Annotated in this window: 18 protein-coding genes; 2 read left to right on the plus strand and 16 right to left on the minus strand. The window is 53.1% G+C overall.

What is annotated here, in order from left to right:
- Positions 1–3: 3 nt before the first annotated feature.
- The 10 genes from Q4501_RS00775 to Q4501_RS00820 all read right to left on the minus strand — a co-directional run bounded on the left by Q4501_RS00775 (position 4) and on the right by Q4501_RS00820 (position 9,872).
- The gene (locus tag Q4501_RS00775) at positions 4–783 is read right to left on the minus strand and encodes an amino acid ABC transporter ATP-binding protein (RefSeq protein ID WP_303593343.1); all 780 of its coding nucleotides are present in this window, start codon (positions 781–783) and stop codon (positions 4–6) included.
- A gap of 10 nt (positions 784–793) precedes the next feature.
- Positions 794–1,882, minus strand: a complete 1,089-nt coding sequence (locus Q4501_RS00780) for an amino acid ABC transporter permease (RefSeq protein WP_303593344.1) — start codon at positions 1,880–1,882, stop codon at positions 794–796.
- Positions 1,879–3,066, minus strand: coding sequence for an amino acid ABC transporter permease (locus Q4501_RS00785; protein WP_303593345.1), 1,188 nt, complete (start codon positions 3,064–3,066; stop codon positions 1,879–1,881). Before Q4501_RS00785 ends, Q4501_RS00780 begins: the two co-directional genes overlap by 4 nt.
- Positions 3,067–3,157: 91 nt before the next feature.
- Positions 3,158–4,153: an amino acid ABC transporter substrate-binding protein gene (locus tag Q4501_RS00790; RefSeq protein WP_303594324.1), complete on the minus strand. Its 996-nt coding sequence runs from the start codon at positions 4,151–4,153 to the stop codon at positions 3,158–3,160.
- Positions 4,154–4,439: 286 nt separating this feature from the next.
- Complete coding sequence (locus Q4501_RS00795) at positions 4,440–5,357, minus strand: hypothetical protein (RefSeq protein WP_303593347.1); 918 nt, start codon at positions 5,355–5,357, stop codon at positions 4,440–4,442.
- A 30-nt stretch (positions 5,358–5,387) separates the two neighbouring features.
- Positions 5,388–6,596: an ABC transporter permease gene (locus Q4501_RS00800; protein WP_303593349.1), complete on the minus strand. Its 1,209-nt coding sequence runs from the start codon at positions 6,594–6,596 to the stop codon at positions 5,388–5,390.
- A complete protein-coding gene (locus Q4501_RS00805) occupies positions 6,593–7,345 on the minus strand; it encodes an ABC transporter ATP-binding protein (RefSeq protein WP_303593351.1) in 753 nt (250 codons plus the stop codon). Before Q4501_RS00805 ends, Q4501_RS00800 begins: the two co-directional genes overlap by 4 nt.
- On the minus strand, positions 7,338–8,588 hold the full coding sequence (locus Q4501_RS00810; protein ID WP_303593353.1) for an efflux RND transporter periplasmic adaptor subunit: 1,251 nt from the start codon (positions 8,586–8,588) through the stop codon (positions 7,338–7,340). The genes Q4501_RS00805 and Q4501_RS00810 overlap by 8 nt, the downstream gene beginning before the upstream one ends.
- Positions 8,589–8,591: 3 nt before the next feature.
- Entirely contained in the window at positions 8,592–8,984 is a 393-nt protein-coding gene (locus Q4501_RS00815) for a thioesterase family protein (RefSeq protein WP_303593354.1), read from the minus strand.
- Positions 8,985–9,101: 117 nt separating this feature from the next.
- Positions 9,102–9,872: a ferredoxin--NADP reductase gene (locus Q4501_RS00820; RefSeq protein ID WP_303593356.1), complete on the minus strand. Its 771-nt coding sequence runs from the start codon at positions 9,870–9,872 to the stop codon at positions 9,102–9,104.
- A 144-nt stretch (positions 9,873–10,016) separates the two neighbouring features.
- Between Q4501_RS00820 and Q4501_RS00825 the strand changes: the two genes are divergently transcribed.
- Positions 10,017–10,901: a LysR family transcriptional regulator gene (locus tag Q4501_RS00825; protein WP_303593358.1), complete on the plus strand. Its 885-nt coding sequence runs from the start codon at positions 10,017–10,019 to the stop codon at positions 10,899–10,901.
- A 6-nt stretch (positions 10,902–10,907) separates the two neighbouring features.
- Here the strand turns inward: Q4501_RS00825 and Q4501_RS00830 are convergent, their stop codons facing one another.
- Positions 10,908–11,513 carry a tRNA-(ms[2]io[6]A)-hydroxylase gene (locus Q4501_RS00830; RefSeq protein WP_303594326.1) on the minus strand — a complete coding sequence of 202 codons (606 nt, stop codon included), beginning with the start codon at positions 11,511–11,513 and terminating at the stop codon, positions 10,908–10,910.
- Between the two features lie 214 nt (positions 11,514–11,727).
- Here Q4501_RS00830 and Q4501_RS00835 point away from each other — a divergent pair, with 214 nt between their 5' ends.
- A complete protein-coding gene (locus tag Q4501_RS00835) occupies positions 11,728–14,322 on the plus strand; it encodes a bifunctional aconitate hydratase 2/2-methylisocitrate dehydratase (protein WP_303593360.1) in 2,595 nt (864 codons plus the stop codon).
- A gap of 82 nt (positions 14,323–14,404) precedes the next feature.
- On the opposite strand, the gene Q4501_RS00840 is transcribed toward Q4501_RS00835, so the two are convergent.
- The 5 genes from Q4501_RS00840 to Q4501_RS00860 all read right to left on the minus strand — a co-directional run bounded on the left by Q4501_RS00840 (position 14,405) and on the right by Q4501_RS00860 (position 21,071).
- Positions 14,405–15,151: a sulfite exporter TauE/SafE family protein gene (locus Q4501_RS00840; protein WP_303593362.1), complete on the minus strand. Its 747-nt coding sequence runs from the start codon at positions 15,149–15,151 to the stop codon at positions 14,405–14,407.
- Entirely contained in the window at positions 15,148–17,325 is a 2,178-nt protein-coding gene (locus tag Q4501_RS00845) for a TRAP transporter permease (protein WP_303593364.1), read from the minus strand. The genes Q4501_RS00840 and Q4501_RS00845 overlap by 4 nt, the downstream gene beginning before the upstream one ends.
- On the minus strand, positions 17,325–18,332 hold the full coding sequence (locus tag Q4501_RS00850) for a TAXI family TRAP transporter solute-binding subunit (protein ID WP_303593366.1): 1,008 nt from the start codon (positions 18,330–18,332) through the stop codon (positions 17,325–17,327). Before Q4501_RS00850 ends, Q4501_RS00845 begins: the two co-directional genes overlap by 1 nt.
- A gap of 163 nt (positions 18,333–18,495) precedes the next feature.
- Positions 18,496–19,989, minus strand: a complete 1,494-nt coding sequence (gene putP, locus Q4501_RS00855; RefSeq protein ID WP_303593368.1) for a sodium/proline symporter PutP — start codon at positions 19,987–19,989, stop codon at positions 18,496–18,498.
- Positions 19,990–20,291: 302 nt separating this feature from the next.
- Complete coding sequence (locus tag Q4501_RS00860) at positions 20,292–21,071, minus strand: AraC family transcriptional regulator (protein WP_303593369.1); 780 nt, start codon at positions 21,069–21,071, stop codon at positions 20,292–20,294.
- Positions 21,072–21,109: the final 38 nt, after the last annotated feature.

Below are 21,109 nucleotides of genomic sequence, written 5' to 3' on the forward strand. Positions count from 1 at the left end.
CGGTCAGTGTTGCAGAATCTGTTGCAGGAACTGCTGAGTCCGCGGCTCCCTCGGGTTACCGAAAAATTCACTGGGTGGCGCCTCTTCGACAATTTCGCCGCCATCCATGAAGATCACCCGATCCGCAACCGTTTTGGCAAAACCCATTTCATGGGTCACACAGATCATGGTCATGCCGCTTTCAGCGAGCTCGATCATGACATCCAGCACTTCCTTGATCATTTCCGGGTCAAGCGCCGATGTAGGCTCATCGAACAACATGATTTTTGGTTTCATACACAACGCCCTGGCAATAGCCACGCGCTGCTGCTGACCTCCCGATAACTGCCCCGGATACTTGTTGGCCTGGTCCGGAATTTTCACTCGCTCAAGATACTCCATGGCGGCTGCCTCTGCCTCCCGTCGGGGTACCTTGCGCACCCATATGGGTGACAGGCAGCAGTTCTCCAGCACCGTGAGGTGGGGAAAGAGATTGAAGTGCTGAAACACCATCCCTACTTCCCGGCGAACACTGTCAATGTGGCGGACATCATCGGTGAGTTCAACGTCATCGACGATAATCTTGCCCTGCTGATGCTCTTCAAGACGGTTGATACAGCGGATAAACGTAGACTTTCCTGAGCCTGAAGGGCCACAGATGACGATGCGCTCCCCCTGATCAATCGTCAGGTTCAGGTCTTTTAGAACGTGGAAATCGCCATACCATTTGTGCATGCCTTCCACTCGAATAATGCCCGGCTTATTCTCAGCCTGTACGTCCGTGGATTCGGTGTGTTGTGTCATAGTCTCACCATCAGGTTTTGTGACCGGTATCAAGCTTGCGTTCAAGGTTCTGGCTATAGCGCGAAATGCCAAAACAGAAGACCCAGAAACAGAAAGCCACGAAGACATACCCCTCAATTGCAACGTTCTGCCACGCGGGGTCCGCTATGGTCGACTGAACGGCACCAAGAATGTCGAACAAACCAATGATCAACACCAGGGTGGTGTCCTTGAACAGTGATATGAATGTGTTCACGATACCCGGGATTACCAGCTTCAGTGCCTGGGGCAGAATGACCAGCCCCATCTTGCGCCAGTACCCCAGCCCCAGGGCACCCGCCGCCTCGTACTGACCCCGCGGAATAGCCTGAAGCCCGCCTCTGATCACTTCCGCCATATAAGCCGACTGCCACAGCGTGATGCCAATGAGCGCTCGCACCAGCTTTTCAAAGCTGACTCCGTCCGGAAGAAACAGGGGTAACATCACAGAAGCCATGAACAGCACTGTAATCAAAGGCACCGCTCGCCAGACTTCGATGAACACCACGCAAAGGCCGCGGATAATCGGCATGTCCGACCTACGCCCGAGGGCAAGCAGAACCCCGATCGGCAGCGAGGCAAGAATCCCGATATAAGCCAGAATAAGCGTGAGCATCAAGCCGCCCCACTTCGAGCTCCCCACCTCTTCCAGCCCAAGAACGCCACCAGGAATCAACACGTAGCCAATGATTGGCAAGCCAGTAATACCGAAGATTCCGAGCCATTTCCGACCAGGGAAGCGCTCAATAAATTGGGGCACAAACGCGACCGCCAGCAGAGCGAACATGACATCGACCCGCCACTGAAGCTCATCCGGGTAAAAGCCATAAATAAAGAAATTCAGGCGCTGCTTCACAAACAACCAGCAGGCACCCGCCCCGACACAGTCGTCCGGGCCATTGCCTAGAAAAGTCGCGTCCAGTATCAGCCAGTTCAACAACGGGCCCACACTTGTGACAAGCAGATAGCCAACCGCCAGAGTCAGCAAGGAGTTGTACCAGTTGGAAAACAGATGCGTCCGCATCCACTTGACTGGCCCGAGGTTTCTTTTCGGGGGTTTCATCATCGGTTCAGTCATCATCGCTCCTTGATGGCCACGGCCCGGTTATACAGGTTCATGAACAGCGAAATCAGCAGACTGATGGTTAGGTACACAGCCATGGTGATCGCCACCACCTCCACTGCCTGACCTGTCTGGTTCAACGTAGTGCCCATAAACACAGCAACCAGATCCGGATAACCGATGGCGGTTGCAAGTGAGGAGTTTTTCACAAGGTTCAGGTATTGGCTGGTCAGAGGCGGAATGATTACCCGCATAGCCTGGGGAATAACCACCAATCTCAGGGTAAGCCCGTTTGGCAAACCCAGGGCCTTGGACGCTTCGGTCTGCCCCTGACTGACCGACAGGATGCCCGACCGCACGATTTCCGCGATAAAGCTGGCAGTGTAGAGAGAAAGCGCAATCCAAAGGGCTACCAATTCAGGAATCAACGTAATCCCGCCGCCAAAATTAAATCCTTTGAGCGCAGGCACATCCCATTCCAGCGGCTGGCCTGCACTGAAAAACACCATGAGCGGCAGCAAAATCAGAATCGCGACACTAACCTTGAATGTGGGGAAAATTTGCCCGGTTGCCATCTGACGTTTCTTCGCCCACATCCGGACGCCCACAACCGCAACAATGGCTACCAGAATTGCCACCCAAACCAACCCGAAACCCTCCTGGGTTACCGGCCCGGGCAAATACAAACCCCGGTTGTTCAGAAACAGCGCTCCGCCAACCTCCACGCTTTGTCTCGGCGACGGAAGGTTGCTCAGGACTGCGAAGTACCAGAAAAATATCTGTAGCAGAAGGGGTATGTTTCGAATGACCTCGATATACACCAGCGAGATCTTGGCCACCAACCAGTTACTGGACAGGCGTGCAACACCAATTACAAACCCCAGAATGGTTGCGGCCACCACACCCATGGCAGATACCAACAGTGTGTTGGTCAAACCTACCCAAAATGTGCGTCCGTAGCTCATGGTGGCGTCGAATGGCACCAGGTGCATGATAATACCGAAGCCGGCAGACTCACCAAGAAACCCGAAACCGGTACTTATGCCCCGGCTCTGCATATTGGAGAGTGTATTATCGATAAGCACCCAGCCGACCCAGAAAACCACGGCCAGCGAAATAACCTGAAAAAAAAGAGCTCGAACCCGCGGGTCGTACCAGGGCTTCGGCCCGGCAGGTCTGGAATTAACAGTTTGTTTTTTCATGCACCATCCCGAAAAGCTTCCCTGCAAAACACAGCTTCAGAGTTAACGCCGGAGGCGTTACATGAACACCTCCGACGCAGCCTTTCAGGTATCAGCGTACCGGCGGTGCGTACAGAATGCCGCCATCTGTCCAGAGGGCGTTGATGCCACGCTCAAGACCAAGAGCAGTGTCAGGTCCTACGTTACGGTCGTACATCTCCGCGTAGTTACCCACCTGTTTCACAATGGCGTGACCAAAATCATCCGGAAGCCCCAGTTTGGCCCCCATATCGCCGTCGGTGCCCAACAGGCGCTGCACACTAGGGTTATCAGACTTCAGCATCTCATCCGCATTGGCCATGGTAATGCCGAGTTCCTCAGCGTTGATCTGAACGCTCAAAACCCATTTGACGATGTTGAACCACTGGTCGTCACCCTGACGAACAACGGGGCCAAGAGGTTCCTTTGATATGGTGTTCGGCAGGATCTTTGCGGAACTCGGATCGGTGAGCTTGGAGCGCAAAGCCGCAAGCTGGGAGCGATCGGAGGTCAACACATCACAGCGACCGGCCGCAAAACCCTGGACAGTCTGTTCCGATGTATCAAATACGATCGGCTTGAACTCCATACCCTTGGTCCGGAAATAATCCGAGAGATTCAATTCGGTGGTCGTGCCAGCCTGGATACACACGGTTGCGCCATCAAGCTGCGTCGCGTCGTCCACGCCAATGTCTTTATTTACAAGGAAACCTTGACCGTCGTAATAGTTCACGCCCGCAAAGTTGAGTCCCAACGAGACATCACGGGTAAGGGTCCAGGTGGTGTTTCTGGACAGCATGTCAATCTCACCTGACTGCAACGCAGTGAAACGTTCCTTGGCCGTCAAAGGAGTAAACTCCACTGCCTTGGCGTCGCCGAAGATAGCTGCAGCTACTGCCCGGCAAGTATCAACGTCGATACCAGTCCAGGCACCTTTTTCATCCGGCTGGGAAAACCCGGGGAGACCACTGGTCACACCACACTGCAGGTGGCCTTTTTCCTTTACGCTTTCCAGAGTTGTCGCCGCGAAAACGCTTGTGGTCGTCAGGGCACCTGCAACACAGGCCATTCCAAAGGCTACCGATCTCATGCTCTTCATTGTCGTTTCTCCGAACGTTTGCTGGTTACTTCGTAATAACTGCCGGGGAACTACCCCAGCAAATTACGAGCCACGCAGGGCAAGTTATTGTTTATTATGAATTCTTCTTACGTTCCAGGCTCTAACCAATATTCCGGAGCAGTTGAGATACTATTCCGGCCCCAAAATGGCACGCGTCGCCAAACAATACGCACCGTTTTGAGACATCACGAAGGAGCCTTGTTATTACAAGGTAGATCAAAGTTCGGAAATGTAACTAATTTATACCGGTTTTTTCTGCAGAACTGACAACATCGTCCGGTTGCTTGTAGGTTTCCAGGCGTTTCAGCCACCCTTTCAGCCAGCGTGTTTTTTCAATTGGATTGTCGGCATTGTTGGCCCTTGTGGTAAGAACCTGTGCGGCTGCTTCACGGAATCGTGCCAGCGTTACTACGTTCGGGTCGGGCTCCATGGCCAGAAGCACCTGCCTGAGCCCCCAGCCCACGCCGTCATAGCGCTCAGAGGGTGAGAGCCCCTCCCCTTTGAAGTTGACATAATCCATCAATGCATATGTGCCGCCGGGCGTACGGCTCAGCGCTTTCAGATCGGCACTTACCTGAGCTTTGCGATCTTCAGGTAGAGACTCGACGATCTCCACCAGCGAGGATTTGGCACGTCGGAAGATGAACTCTGCCTGAATACCTTGCGTGCCCGCCAGAAATTCACGAAGTTCAGCCACCCTTACGGAGTCATCGACAGCCTCAAACGATGACTTATCTGGCCAGGGAGCATCAAACGGTTCGAGCTCTCTCAACCATCCAGGGATGTTGACCTGGCGCTGCTTCATATATTCAACCAGCGCTGGAAAGCTCTCTACGAATCGCTCATTTACCCCTTCCGGGTACCAGATAAAGTGGCCAATACCCAGCGAAGGAAACGCCTCCCCGTCATTCCAGTGAACAAGGCACTGAAACTGGCCTGCGCATTCATTCTGAAATATTTTCTGACCAACCCAGTCCATCTGTGCAGGCTTCAGAGCAATAGAAATATCGACGGAGGTCTCCCTGGAAGCCAGAGCAGCAGGATTCGTGTCACCCGCTTCTGCTTCGGTATTTCCAGTATTGTTTTCGGATTCACAACCGGAAAGCACCAACATGCTAACCAGAAAAATCAGACCGAGCGCCTTATTAAACAAGTCATCACCTCATTAGAACGTCGTTTATATCTACTCATGGCGAAGGGCGTCGATAGGATTGAGTCTTGCGGCTTTGCGCGCCGGGAAAAACCCGAAAATAACACCAATCGCAACAGAAAAGAAAAACCCCAGCAACATAACGCCTGGCGCCAGTAAAAACGGCATATCAAGGCGGGACGTTACCAACCAGGTACCTCCAATACCCAGTAACAGCCCGATAATTCCACCCAGAGTCGACAAAGCTATAGATTCGACCAGAAACTGGGTCAGCACATCGCGGGTTCTCGCGCCGATTGCCAGGCGAATACCTATTTCCCGCGTCCGCTCGGTAACCGACACCAGCATAATGTTCATGATCCCTATACCACCCACAAGAAGGCTAACGGCGGCAATGGCACCCAACAAAATGGTCATGGTATTGGTAGTACTCGCCAAAGCATTTGCAATATCCTGAGTATCGCGGACATAAAAATCATCATCTTCCGGGGAGGTAATATGGCGACGCTGGCGAAGCAGCGATTCGATATCTTTCTGGACTCTGCCAGTGCTTCCATCGATGAGCGCCGACACAAAAATTGTTTGCACATCGAGGCTCCCCAGCAATCGTCGTTGCACCGCCTTGACTGGCATAAGAATCGTTTTGTCCCGATCCTGCCCCATGGACTGCCCTTTCTCTTCTAGCACAGCGATCACCCGACAGGCGGTGCGCCCAACTCGAAGCGTTGTTCCCAAGGGCTCCTGGCCGAGGTACATCTCATCAATCAAAGTGGTGCCGATAATGCACACTGCTGACCCGGCGTTCAGTTCGTCGGGATCGAAGGCCCTGCCGTATGCAATCCCGTGATTGCGCACAACAAAGTAATTGTTATCTGTTCCTACGACCGGGATCGTCTCGTTGGCGTTGCCGATGACCACCGTCGGGTTGACGGTAATTGCAGGTGCTACAAGAACTTCCGGTACTTCCTGTGCAATGGCCTCTACATCTTCAAGATCAAAAGGCTCAGCTGAAGTGCGCACTCCCCCCGGACCACGCTGAGCAGTTCCCGGCATAACGAACAGCAGATTAGAGCCAATGCTGGCAATCTCGTCAGTAACGCTGCGAGTAGCGGACTGGCCCAAGTGAACCATGGCCACCACACTACCGACACCAATGATGATGCCCAGCGTCGTCAGAAACGAACGCAGCTTGTTCCGCACGATTGCCTGAAATGCCATGACAAAGATGTCCAGCCACCTCATGATAAAACCTCGTCCGGGGTTCCATCCTTAACGAGCTTTCCGTCGACGAAGTACAGGACTCTATCGGCATACCGGGCGATGTCCGGCTCATGGGTGACCATGACAATCGTGATACCGCGCTCAGCGCGGATCTGAGCCAGTTGCACCATGATGCTATCTGCCATGCCGGTATCCAGGTTCCCGGTAGGCTCATCCGCCAACAATACAGGCGGCTCAGTGACCAGCGCCCGGGCAATGGCTACCCTTTGCTGCTGGCCACCGGAAAGTTGATTGGGAGTGGCAGGTTCACGCCCGGAGAGGCCAACAATTCGCAACGCTTCCCTGGCCCGGGCTTTGCGTTCTGAACGCCGGACGCCATCATAGATCAAAGGCAGTTCGACATTAGCCAGCGCGGTGACCCTTGGCAGAAGATTAAAGCTCTGGAAAATAAACCCCATAAAATGGCGGCGTAAGAGAGCGAGTTCGTCACGGTCCAGACCACCGACATTTACGCCCCGGAACAGGTATTCGCCGGCTGAAGGCACATCAAGGCAGCCAATCATGTTCATACAGGTAGATTTGCCCGAGCCACTCGGCCCCATGATTGCGACAAATTCCCCCTCTCGAATGGTCAGATCAACACCATCCAGCGCTCTCACCTCAGCAGATCCGCTTCCATAGATTTTGAAGATGTTACGCATGCGAATAACAGCCGGCGGCAAATCACGCGCATCCGGGTCATGATTTCCGAAACGGGCGCTGTTACTCAACGGAACCGCTCACGATTCCGGTCAGTATTTCGTCGCCTTCGGACAGCTCATCGCTCAGAACTTCCGTGTACCGGCCATCGGTATAGCCGCTGCGGACAAGCACCCGACGGGGCTTATCGCCCTCAAGCACCCAGAGAGTATTTGAGGAGGCCAACGCGTTCCCCCTTGAGCGGTCCGCCGGATGACTGAACATACCTCCACCCTCTGCGTCGGTTGTGGGGGGCGTAAAACGGAAAGCGATGTTTGGAACCCTCAACGCCTGATCGCGCTGCCCTGTGTTGATGGTTGCAGTGGCAGTCATACCCGGCTGAAGGAGATGCTCGGAATTGTCGACCGCCAGCACAGTGGTATAGGTAACAACATTGTTTTCAACCGTGGGGTAAAGGTAAACCTTCAATACCTCGGCCTCAAACTCCCTGCCCGACCAGGCATCCACGGTAAATGTCGCAAGCTGGCCGGCTTTCACCAAGCCCACATCCGCTTCATCCATCGAGACATGAAGTTCCATCTGCCCCAGATCCTCAGCCAGCAAGAAAAGTACAGGTGTCTGGAAGTTTGCAGCCACTGTCGCGCCTGGTTCGATACTCCGCTGAAGCACCACGCCATCAATAGGAGACGTTATTACAGCTTTCTCCAGTCGCGTCTGAGCCTGAGAAACCGTCGCTTCAGCCTGGCGCACAGTAGCCCGGGCATAGGCGGATCTCGCGACAGCACGCTTCCGGGTGGCAACGGCCTTATCCAGCGTTGCCTGGGGCGAGGTTCCCCGCTGCACCAGAGACTCCGTTCTGCGTTCATCTACCAAGGCCTCTTCCTGAGTAGCTGCGGCCTCGGCGAGAGACGCACGTGCCAGTTCAAGGCCCGCGGCGGCTTGCAGCAGTGCGACTTCAAGCTCTTCAGTATCAAAAAGAGCAAGAACCTGACCCCGCTGGATTTCATCATTTTCTGAAACCAGAACCTCGCTCACCAAACCTGAAATTTCGGCGCCGACCGACACTTCACTCTTGGGCTGAAGATTCCCGGTCGCCATGGCAGTGAGGACCATATCAGCTCTGTCGAGCTTGTGAGTCTGCCACTGTATGTGAGTATCCTCTGGCCACAACCACCATGCCAATCCAGCGATAAGGGCCGCACCAAGCACAACCCAGATCACAACAGTGAATCGCCCCCGGTTCTTTTCAGCCCGGATGACCGAGTTCACTTCGTCCGCCATGCTTTGCAAAGAAGGATCGGTTTCAGATGCCATTGGTTACTCGATTCGGTGGTTGGCCAATTGGTTGCGAATTTCCTCAGGGATGGGGACTGCTTTATCAGTTCCATAATCGAAGTGGATCAGAACGGCCTGGCCTCGCGCAATCTGCTTGCCATCCTGCCAGGCTTCCTGAACAGCCTGAAACGAACTGTTGCCGATTTTTCCGACGCCTGTGCGAATCTCGACCGGAAGGTGCCAATAGCTTTGCGCGACAAAATCGATTTCAACGCGAGCAATGATGAGAGGCCAGGTTTTCAAATCCAGCGTCGGATGGAAGATACTGAACAAAGGCATCCTGGCCTGTTCGAACCATACTGGCAGCGTTGTATTACTGATGTGACCAAGGGCATCTGTGTCGCTGAATCGGGGCTGAAGTTCATAATAGAACATGCAAAATTCCTAATGGTTAAAACCAGATACTATACGCTTAGTTTCTGGGTACATAAAAAAACCCGAAGCTTTCGCTCCGGGTTTCGGGTCTAAAATTCAAGCCAGAATGTAAGGGGTTTACTTTTCCACAAAAGCCCGCTCAATCACGTAGTGCCCCATGTCACCACCTCTGGCCTCCTTGAAGCCCATTTCATCAAGGATGGAGCAGGTATCCTTAAGCATGCTCGGACTACCACAAATCATGAACCGATCATCTTCAGGGTTTAAGTCGGGTAGACCAAAATCACCGGTTATCTTGCCACTCTGCATTGCGTGGGTAAGTCTACCCTCATTTCGGAACGGCTCGCGGGTAACCGTGGGGTAGTATTCCAGCTTGCCCTTGACCATCTCTCCAAAGAATTCATTTTCCGGCAATTCTTCAATCTCTTGCTGATAGGCAAGCTCCGAGATATATCGCACGCCGTGGGTCAGAATAACCTTATCGAAGGCATCGTATACGTCCGGGTCTTTGATGATACTCATAAATGGCGCAAGGCCGGTGCCAGTACTGATTAGCCAGAGATTCTTGCCGGGCAGCAGATTATCCAGAATCAACGTGCCCGTAGGCTTCCGGCTAACGAGGATTTCATCCCCTACCTGAATCTTCTGAAGACGCGAAGTGAGCGGACCGTCTTGTACCTTGATAGAAAAAAACTCCAGCTCTTCTTCATAGTTGGCGCTGGCAATGCTGTAGGCACGCATCAGCGGTTTACCTTCAGTTTCCAGACCAATCATCACAAAGTGACCATTCTTGAACCGGAACCCCGGATCACGACTGGTCTTGAAGCTGAACAGAGTATCGTTCCAGTGATGCACGCTGGTTACAGTTTCTTTTATCAGGTTGCTCATTTAAACCTCTGGCCTGTCCGGTTTGTTATCGGCGGCGAATGTTGCAAATATGAATTGCCTAAAGTCTACCCCATCTCTAACCTATCGATGAAATGGGTTATTCTCATAACCTTATTCGGGTACATCGATTTAGAGCATTTTGTTATGAAATACAGCTTCAGGCAGCTCGAAGTATTCCTGGCGGCCGCTCACTTCCAAAACATTACCCGCGCCGCGGAATCTTTGGCCATGTCCCAGTCTGCCGCGAGCAGCGCGCTCAAAGAGCTGGAGAACCAATTCGACATCCAGCTATTCGATCGTGTTGGCAAACGCCTGCAGCTGAACGAACTTGGGCGACTCTACCGACCCAAGGTGGAAGCAGTTCTTGCTCAGGCAACCGAACTCGAACAGGCCTTCAGCAAACATTCTGAAGTAGGTGCCCTGAAAGTCGGCGCCACCTTGACTATCGGTAACTATCTGGCCGTAGGCGTTATGGCCCAATACATGAATACCCCTACCCGGCCACGCGTTTCGCTGGAAGTAGCCAATACGAGCACCATCGCTCGTCGGGTCAAAGATTTTGAACTGGATATCGGCCTGATTGAGGGCGAGCTGCAATCCTCAGAACTTGAGGTTATACCCTGGCGCGGTGACAAACTGGTGGTCTTCTGCTCGCCTACCCACCCATTAGCAGCGAAGAAGGAAATTTCGGACGAAGACCTTCGGAGCGCTACCTGGATTATGAGAGAGCAGGGTTCCGGAACAAGACAGACCTTCGAACGGGGCATGCACGGCCTGCTTCCGGACCTGAACGTACTGCTGGAACTGGAGCATACCGAAGCCATCAAGCGAGCCGTGGAAGCTGATCTCGGTATAGGATGCCTGTCGGAAGTTGTGCTTGCCGACGCCTTCAAGCGTGGCAGCCTGATGCCTCTCAAAACACCGTTAAACCGGAACTTTGAGCGCCAGTTCTATTTTATTTTGCACCGGCAGAAATACCGGAGCGCGGGAATTGATGCCTGGATTAGCCTTTGCCGTGCGCTTGCCTGAAAGACCCTAGCCAAGAGGGCCGCTGTGAAACCTGAACTCGCTATCTGGCTCGAGAATCAGCTCTTTTTCAATAGCCAGAAACTCTGCAACCCTGGCGTCAACAGGTTCACCGTTTGCTTGCTCTGCCAGAGCCAGATAATCGCGGTAATGACGAGCTTCGGATTTGAGCAGGCTACTATAGAAACCCGCCAGCTCTGCATCCAGAAACGGAACAAGTGCAGCAAAGCGTTCGCATGAACGAGCCTCAATGATTGCACCTACCACCATTACATCGACCAGGCGACCCGGATCATCCGTGCGCACGTCTTTACGCAGCCCCGCTGCGTAGCGCGCCGGAGTCAGGTGGCAATAGGATATTCCCCGCTTGTTGATAATGGCCAGAACCTGCTCGAAATGACGAAGCTCCTCCCGGGCCAGACGAGACATTTTGTTAAGCAGGTCGGTGTTATCGACATACCGGTACATAAGGCTGAGCGCTGTAGATGCCGCCTTTTTCTCGCAATGGGCATGGTCGATCAGCATCAGATCCTGATTGGCAAGCGCGTCGTCAATCCACCGCTGAGGCGTTGCGCAAGGCAAAAAGTCGTGGATCTCCTGCAAGGCCTGAGCCATCGTGTCGGTTTTGCTGTTCATGGTGAGTAACTACGTGAATAAATTGGGTGCGCGATTATAACCTAGCTAACAGACTTCTCCGACCTCTGTCCAACTTAACTTTATAAGGGGTTTCCTATAGAATGCAGCGCCAACTTAAGGTCTTTCCGCCAAAGAACTCCCGCCAGGCGTATTGCCAAAGCGCGGGACATACCAACTGATGAGGGTCCATATCGTGTTAGAAGCCTACCGTGAACACGTTGCAGAACGTGCGGCTCTGAATATTCCGCCGAAGCCGCTGAACGCTGAACAGACCGCTGCTCTGGTTGAGCTGCTGAAGAACCCGCCGGCCGGCGAAGAAGAAACACTTGTTGATCTGCTGGAAAACCGTATTCCACCAGGCGTAGACGAAGCAGCGTATGTAAAAGCAGCCTTCCTGAGCGCTATTGTCAAAGGTGAAGCTTCATCTCCACTGATCGACAACAAAAAAGCAGTCCAGTTACTGGGCATGATGCAGGGTGGCTACAACATTGCCACGTTGGTTGACCTGCTCGACAACGCTGAACTGGCTGAACTGGCAGGCAAAGAACTCAAGCACACCCTGCTTATGTTTGACGCATTCAACGACGTCAAAGAAAAAATGGATGCCGGCAACGAAGTTGCTAAATCCGTTGTTGAATCCTGGGCCAACGCCGAATGGTTCACCAACAAAAACAAGGTTGCCGAGAGCACCAAAATGGTGGTTTTCAAGGTAACCGGCGAAACCAACACTGACGACCTTTCCCCTGCGCCCGATGCCTGGTCCCGTCCGGACATCCCGCTACACGCCCGCGCCGCCTATAAAATGGAACGCGATGGCCTGAAGCCAGAGGAGCCAGGTGTAACTGGCCCGATGAGCCAGATTGACGAAATCAAATCCAAAGGACTGCCTGTTGTCTTCGTTGGTGACGTCGTAGGTACTGGTTCTTCCCGTAAATCTGCCACCAACTCGGTTCTGTGGTTCTTCGGTGACGACATTCCTGGTGTGCCGAACAAGCGTGCTGGCGGTGTGTGTATCGGCAACAAAGTTGCTCCTATCTTCTTCAACACCATGGAAGATGCCGGCGCTCTGGTATTTGAAGCACCTGTAGACGACATGAACATGGGCGACGTGATTGAAATCCGTCCATACGAAGGCAAGATCCTGAACGAAGCCGGTGAAACCATCTCCGAATTCAACTTCAAGTCTGACGTTATCCTGGACGAAGTTCAGGCTGGCGGCCGCATTCCTCTGATCATCGGTCGTGGCTTGACCGCGAAAGCTCGTGCAGCTCTGGGCCTGGGCGCAACAGATCTGTTCCGTCTTCCGAACGATCCTGAAGCCGGCACCAAGGGCTTTACCCTGGGTCAGAAGATGGTTGGTAAAGCATGTGGACTGGAAGAAGGCCAAGGCGTTCGTCCGGGCACCTATTGCGAGCCACACATGACGACCGTTGGCTCCCAGGACACCACTGGCCCGATGACCCGTGACGAGCTGAAAGATCTGGCTTGCCTGGGCTTCCAGGCTGATCTGGTTATGCAGTCTTTCTGTCACACAGCGGCTTACCCGAAGCCTGTTGACGTTGAAATGCAGCACACCATGCCGGACTTCATTCGTAACCGTGGTGGCGTTTCCCTGCGCCCGGGCGACGGTATCATCCACTCATGGCTGAACCGTATGCTGCTGCCAGATACTGTTGGCACCGGTGGTGACTCACACACCCGCTTCCCGATGGGCATTTCCTTCCCGGCCGGTTCTGGCCTGGTCGCGTTTGCCGCGGCTACCGGTGTTATGCCACTGGATATGCCAGAGTCTGTGCTGGTTCGTTTCAAAGGCGAAATGCAGCCAGGCATCACTCTTCGTGATCTGGTACACGCAATTCCCCTTTACGGCATCAAACAGGGCATGCTGACCGTTGAGAAGAAAGGCAAGATCAACGAATTCTCAGGTCGCATTCTGGAAATTGAAGGCCTTGAACAACTTACCGTTGAGCAGGCATTTGAGCTTTCTGACGCATCTGCTGAGCGCTCTGCAGCGGGTTGCACCATCAACCTGTCTGAAGAATCTGTCGCTGAATACCTGCGCTCCAACATCACCATGCTGCGCTGGATGATTGCCGAAGGTTACGGCGATGCACGTACACTTGAACGTCGTGCCACGCAGATGGAAGAGTGGATTGCCGATCCGAAGCTGATGCGCGCTGACAAGGACGCTGAGTACGCTCACGTTGTCGAGATCGACCTGGCTGATATCAAAGAGCCTATCGTGTGCTGCCCGAACGATCCGGATGATGCCCGCTTCCTGTCCGAAGTAGCTGGCGACAAGGTCGACGAAGTATTCATCGGCTCATGCATGACCAACATTGGCCACTTCCGTGCCGCTGGCAAGCTGCTTGATCAGAACAAGTCGCCTCTGAAAACACGTCTGTGGATGTCTCCTCCGACCAAAATGGACCAGGCACAGTTGATGGAGGAAGGCTACTTCAACATCTACGGCACGGCCGGTGTACGTACTGAAATGCCAGGCTGTTCACTGTGCATGGGTAACCAGGCACGAGTGGCTGCAAAGAGCACTGTACTGTCTACCTCAACCCGTAACTTCCCGAACCGTCTTGGCGATGGTGCCAACGTGTACCTGACATCGGCGGAACTGGCAGCTGTGGGCGCGATACTTGGCAAACTCCCAAGCCCTGCGGAGTACATGGAGTACGCCAAAGATCTGAACAGCATGTCGAAAGAGATTTACAAGTATCTGAACTTCGACCAGATGGAGAACTACACCACGAAGGCGTCTGAAGCGAACGTTGCTTAAGTCCTGACCTTCAAGGTTCAGCTCCACGAAAAACGCCAGCCTCCGGGCTGGCGTTTTTTATGACCGGTAAACAAGCTTTGAACTAATAGACCACAAGCCGGATCAGTATCGCGCCTGCCATCACAAGGGTAATCCACTTCACCCAGAGCGCCCCCTTCTGACTCAGATTCACTTTAACCGCCACAAATGCGCCAGTGATATTACCAATCGCTAATACCAGCCCCATACCCCAACGCACCTGGTCGTTGAGGGCAAAAATCAGCAACGCCGGCCAGGTATAAAGCAAAATGATCGACACTTTGAACACATTCACCTGGGGCAGATCAATGCGCAGCATTCGATATAAAACCACAATAAACAACGCCCCTACACCTACCTGAATAAAGCCTCCATAGACACCGATCAGGAACATGGCAATATAGATCACCGGCCCAAGCCGGTCCGGCGTCAGCGGGTTGGTGTCCAGCCTCGGTTGAGGCAACAGCATGAACACTGAAGCACCGATCATGGCAATGATCAGCACCCACTCGAATATCGCGTCCGCAACCCAGGTTGCTACCCAGGCACCCAGTAAAGAGCCCAGAACCGCAGGAACAGCAAGATGTAGGCTGACCCGAAGATTTCCATGACCCATACGCCTGAAGCCTGCCACTGCAGTTGTACTCTGCAGAATGATGGCAACCCGGTTAGTGCCATTTGCGACCTGCGGTGGCAGCCCAAGAAACATCAACAGCGGCAAGGTCAACATAGAACCTCCCGCTGAGAGTACGTTTATAAATCCGGCAATACCGCCCAGTGCGAGCAATGCTGTTACTTCAACTGCAGTCATGTAGAGCTCGAAATTCCCGGTTTGCCAGCCTCATTTACGATAGCTGAACGCTTCCCGCAACGGCTGCTCCAAACCAGAACAATAAGAAAAATTACCAGCCCCGCGCCGTCTACCAATATCTGTCCATGGGGCCAAAGCATCAGGGCGCCAAGTGGAAACATCAATAGCCGTACAAGCCAATTTAGTTTGTGTTCAAGGTAGCCCTCTAGCCCGGCAATGATCGCGTAAATACCAAACAGAGCAAAACAGAATACCCGGATCATTTCGGTGAAGTCTCCGGTGATCAGCGGCGAATATGCAAAAAGAAGCGGCACAATATATAACCCCTTGGCCAACTTCCAGGCGGTAAACCCGGTGCGCATCTGAGGCGTGCCCGCGATCGCTGCAGCGGCAAAAGCTGTGAGGCAGACCGGCGGCGTTACGTTTGAATCCTGGGACAGCCAGAAGATGACCATATGGGCAGCCACCAGGAGCATGGAAAGAGCCTCCGCCGATAATGCCTGCTCAAGAAGCTGGCTGCTGAAAGTATCCGGCACCACAGAGAGCATCTGCTGAGCGGTTACAGCATCCATGGGCGCGTCGAGCAGCGACAGTTTTTCGGGTGCAGCCAGCATGAAGATGGCTTTGGCCTGATCTGGCAAATTACCGTTAACCATCAGTTCAACCAATTGGCTCTGCGCGATCAGGTTATAGATAGCCGGTGCAGACAGGGTGGCAAGCACGATATAAGCAGCCGTTACCGGTAATCCCATGCCCAGAATCAGCGAAGCCAGGGCAACCAGAAAAATCGTTATCAGCAGGCTCCCACCGGCCCAATCGGTAATCATCAGTGAGAAGGTGTTGCCGATGCCGGTGGTGGATACAACCATAACGACGAGGCCCACAGTAATCAGCAGGATCGCGGTAGTCGTGATGTTTCGTGTCCCCATCGCAAGAGCATCGAGAATATCCGCAACGCCCATCGGTTGTTTTGATAGCCAGGACGCCACCACCACTGAAACGATTGCAATTCCCGCCGCATAGGTCGGCGTAAATCCATATACAAGAGCGGCAACGAGAACGACCAGGGGCAACAGGTAATGCCACCCCCCCTTGAGAACCTCTCTGAGTGAGGGCGCCGCATCGTCTTCGAGCTTGACCGCGTGACTGCGCTTGGCCTCGATGCGCACAAACATTGCCACCGAAATGAAATAAAGAAGGGCAGGCAAAGCAGCAACGCCAATGATGGTGAGATAGGACACCTGGGTATAGGAAGCCATGATAAACGCACCGGCTCCCATCACTGGCGGCATCAGCTGGCCACCGGTGGAGGCCGCCGCTTCAACGCCTGCAGAAAAACGTGCCGGGAAACCGGCTTTACGCATCAGCGGGATAGTAATGACGCCGGTGGAAACCGTGTTCGCGACGCTGGAGCCCGAGACCGACCCCATAAGGCCGGACGCGAACACCGCTACGAATCCGGGGCCACCGACAAACCGCCCTGCGGCACAGCGTGCCAACTCTATAATAAAGTCCCCTGCCCCGGACTTTACCAGGAAGGCACCAAATAAAATAAACATGAACACGTAGGTCCAGGAAATCCGGGCAATGGACCCAAGCATGCCCTGACCACCGATATAAGAGCGGTAAAGAACGGTCTCCCAGGATAGGCCGGGGAAATTGAAAATGCCATCCACATACTGGCCCCACCAGGCCACATACGTCAGTGCAACCACACAAAGCAGGGGAATAAACCAGCCAACCGTTCTGCGAGCCAGTTCCAGTATCAGCCCGACAGATACAATGGAGACAACCCAGTCACCTGTATCAAAACTGAATCCGCGCTGATACAGATCGTCTTCAAACATAATCAGGTAAAAAGCACAGGCAAGCGCAGCAAACCCCAAGACCACATCAACACCCAGAACGAGCCGCCGCCCGCCGGTTGAACCTGCCTTGAGCATAGGAGTCGTCAGTGTGCATATCAGACCGAAAAGGCCGAAGTGCAAGGCGGAACTCCACAACTCCGACATTGTTGAGATGGTATTGAAGTAGAGATGAACGAGCGCCGTGCCGATAGCAAGCCAGAAGATCACCGGCCCGATCAGCCGGTGCTCCAGACGCTCGCTCGCCTCGCTGGCACTTTCATCACGAACCGTAGCAGCAGGTTCATGCTCTGTATTACCAACAACCATTATTGTGCAATCAAACGATCAGGAATCTTCAATCCCTGTTCCTGATAGAAAAGTGCTGCACCGGGATGGAGCGGCATGGGCAGGCCCGCAATAGCCTTTTCCAACGCCATCGCTTTCGTTGCCGGATGAATATTGTTCAGGAACGGCAGGTTTTCGTAGATTGTCCTGGTAATCTCATAAACATCCTTCTCCGGCACATCATCGCGGACGGCCAGAATATTCGGCTGAGCAATAGTATTGATATCCTCATCCTGGTTTGGGTAGGTGCCTGCGGGAATTTTGTATGCTGTCCAGAGCTCAAAATCGCTGTTGACCTGAGCAACCTGCTCCGGGGTGAAGTCCAGGGTCGTGATTTCATCACCCATATTGGCATAAGCCCGTGTTACGGCAGCCGCAGGCACACCTGCCGGTATGTTCATACCGTCAATATTGCCATTCTGCAAAGCATCAGCACTCGGACCATAGCCCTGATACGCAAGGTTTACCTTTTCCAGATCGATACCAACCTTTCCGAGAATGAAGCGGCCGGAACCTTCCGTACCTGAGTTTCTGGCCCCGATGGAGAAGCTTTCTCCATACAGGTTACTCATGTCTTCGATCGTCCCAGTTTTCGTGACTTTTTTGGTCACGACAAAGTGCTCCACGTTTTGCCAAAGCATGGAAACGGAACGGAGGTTTTTATAAGCCTTGGGAACCGGCCCTGACCCATTCCAGGCATAAGCACCATAAAGCCCCTGGAGAATACCGAACTGAATCTGATCCTCATCCATCAGCTTGAGGTTTTCGCCGGAGCCGGCCGAGCTGATCGCCGAAACCGATATACTGGTTGAAGGCTCAAGCTTGACTTTGATGAGCGTTGAAATAGCGACGCCTACGGGATAATAGGTTCCACCCGTTGTGGCTGTGCCCATTACATAATTACCTTCCGCCTGAACGCCGGCAGAAAAAGAAACCACCGCAGCTGTTAACAGCCCCGAGGCATATTTCAAAACACTGTTTTTACTCATGAAGCGGATCCTTTTTATCATTGTTCTGATTCACATCTTGAAGGCTAACCATCTAAAGATAGCTGCATGCTACCGGATCTACCAGCCCAGCCTTAAAGCCTGCCTCATAAACGAAAAAAGGGCCCCCTGAGGAGCCCTTTTCAACATCAAACGTTAAACGTTTTTAGGTGTGATCCACCGCCTGATACTCGTTTGCATCGGAAGTTGCAAGACTCACCACTATAATGGCAATAAAGGAGGCAATGAAGCCCGGAATGATCTCATAGACGCCAGGGCCACCCATGAACTCACCGTTCCAGCCCAGCGACACCCAGATCATTGCGGTGCCTGCGCCCACAATCAGACCCGCCAGCGCACCTGCACCATTGGTACGCGACCACATCAGAGACAGGATGATCAGCGGACCAAACGCGGAACCAAAACCTGCCCAGGCGTTACCTACGAGAGCCAGAACCTGTGAGTTCGGGTCAGAGGCGATAACGGAGGCAACAAGACCTACAAGCACTACACATACACGACCAACGTTTACGCATTCCTTGTCGCCAGCTTCCTTACGCAGGAACAAGCGATAAAAGTCTTCTGTCAGGGACGACGAAGACACCAGCAGCTGGCTGGAAATGGTACTCATTACCGCGGCTAACAGAGCTGCATACAGGAAGCCCGTGATTAGCGGATGGAAAAGCAGGTCCGCAAGAATGATAAAGATGGTTTCCGGGTCGGCAATGTCCATCCCGTTACGCACCGCGTAAGCTCGGCCGAAAATACCCAGACCAATTGCGCCAATCAGTGAAATTGCCATCCAGGACATACCGATGTTACGGGCAGCAGGAACCTCTTTCACAGAACGGATCGCCATAAAGCGAACAATGATGTGTGGCTGGCCGAAATAACCCAGACCCCAGGTTACAGCGGAGAGCCACCCGATAAATGTTAGCCCTTGAGTCCAGGATAGGAGCTTGGGGTCTACCTCATTCAGTGTTTGGGTTGCCTGAGCGAAACCACCACCGCCTTCGCCAAACAGAACAACAGCCGGCATGAGAACCAGCGCAACCATCATGATGCAACCTTGTACAAAGTCGGTCATGCTCACGGCCAGGAACCCGCCAACAACCGTGTAGGCTAATACAACGCCCAGTGTAATGACGATGCCAACGCTGTAGTCACTCAGACCACCAAAGTTGAAGATTCCAGCGAATGCACTTTCAAACAGCTTGCCACCCGCTACCAGACCAGATGCGGTATAAACAGCGAAGAACACGACGATAACGATTGCCGACACTGTTCTCAATGGCAGTGCCTGGGTAGGAAAACGGTTCGCAAGGAAAGCCGGAATAGTTAAAGCATTACCGTAGTGAACGGTTTGCGCACGCAGCCTGGGTGCAACAAGTACCCAGTTAAAGAACGCACCCACAAACAGACCAACGCCGATCCAGGCAGAAGCCAGACCCGAGACATACATGGCGCCCGGCAAGCCCAGAAGCAACCAGCCACTCATGTCAGAAGCACCAGCAGACAAAGCCGCTACTTTCGGACTAAGCCCCCTGCCACCAAGCATATAGTCTTCCGATGAAGACGTAGATGTGCGCATCGCATAAACGCCAATAGCGATCATGAGCGCAAAATAACCAATCAGACTAATCCATACACCAATAGCCATGGGGTTCCTCCGGTTTAAAGAGCAGACAATATCTGCTCACAAAGCACAGACCTGACAGGTGCGTCAGCTTACTGTGTCATTCTTCTTGTGTACTGGAATGCCTTCCGAATCTGAGAGAGGCAAGGTATCGCAAACTCGACCTTAACTATAGTCAAGTGTTGCCAATTTGCGACCGCAACAACCCTCAGCCCGGCAGGATGATATTTGACATAACAAGCCTAGTATTACTACGTATTATCGGCTTACAAAATCCTACGATTTTTTTATGGAATTCTACGGGAGTCAGATACTCACAAAGCAGATCAGGCAACGTTATCGCGAACTTGCAACCTCGTAGGGGTCGTCCCCTTGTGTTTTCTCAGAGCATTGGTCAAAGCGCTTTGTGAAGAGAAGCCAACCCGGTAACTGATTTCCGACACAGAAAGTTGCGTCGAGGCAAGGAGGTTCATAGCTTGATTCAGACGGGCCTGTAACAAGAATTGGTGGGGTGTGGTTCCGACCACGTCACGGAAAACTTCATGAAAGCGGCTTACGCTCAGACAGGCCTCACTGGCCAATTCCTGCACCGTAATTTTTCGATGGAGATTGTCCCTTATGTAAGTCTGCATGGCGTCCGGGCTAAGGCTATGGCGGCTGGGTACGCTCACCTTGCGGTCAACAACCCTGTCTGCCATACAGTAGAGGATACTGGCGGCAAGATGGCCATGCATTGCCAGATTACCGGGAGAACGATCAAACTCTCCGGCTGCAAACTGAACCAGCCCCTGTAAACGACTGTCCATATGAATCGTACGCGGCTTTTCGAAGACACGCACCATACGTTCATAGTCTGCGTGGTGTGGTGAAGTAATAACAGGGGTTGAGGGGTCCAGGTTGATAACCATCACGTGATTCTGGTGATCACCGCAATAGTCGTGCCTTGCTTCCGTCGGAACCAGGCACGCTTTCCAGGTATCAAGGTGAGATCCGGTTCCGTCAACACTCAAATCCGCCTCGCCCCGAACACCAATCACTATCTGATGATGCTCATGGCGGTGCTGATGAGATGCGGTTGGCAGTTTGAGCAAACGGGCATCCAGCATAGACGCGACCGGAACCTTTAATTGAGAATATGACTCAA

Source organism: Marinobacter sp. 2_MG-2023 (assembly GCF_030546935.1).
Classification (GTDB): domain Bacteria; phylum Pseudomonadota; class Gammaproteobacteria; order Pseudomonadales; family Oleiphilaceae; genus Marinobacter.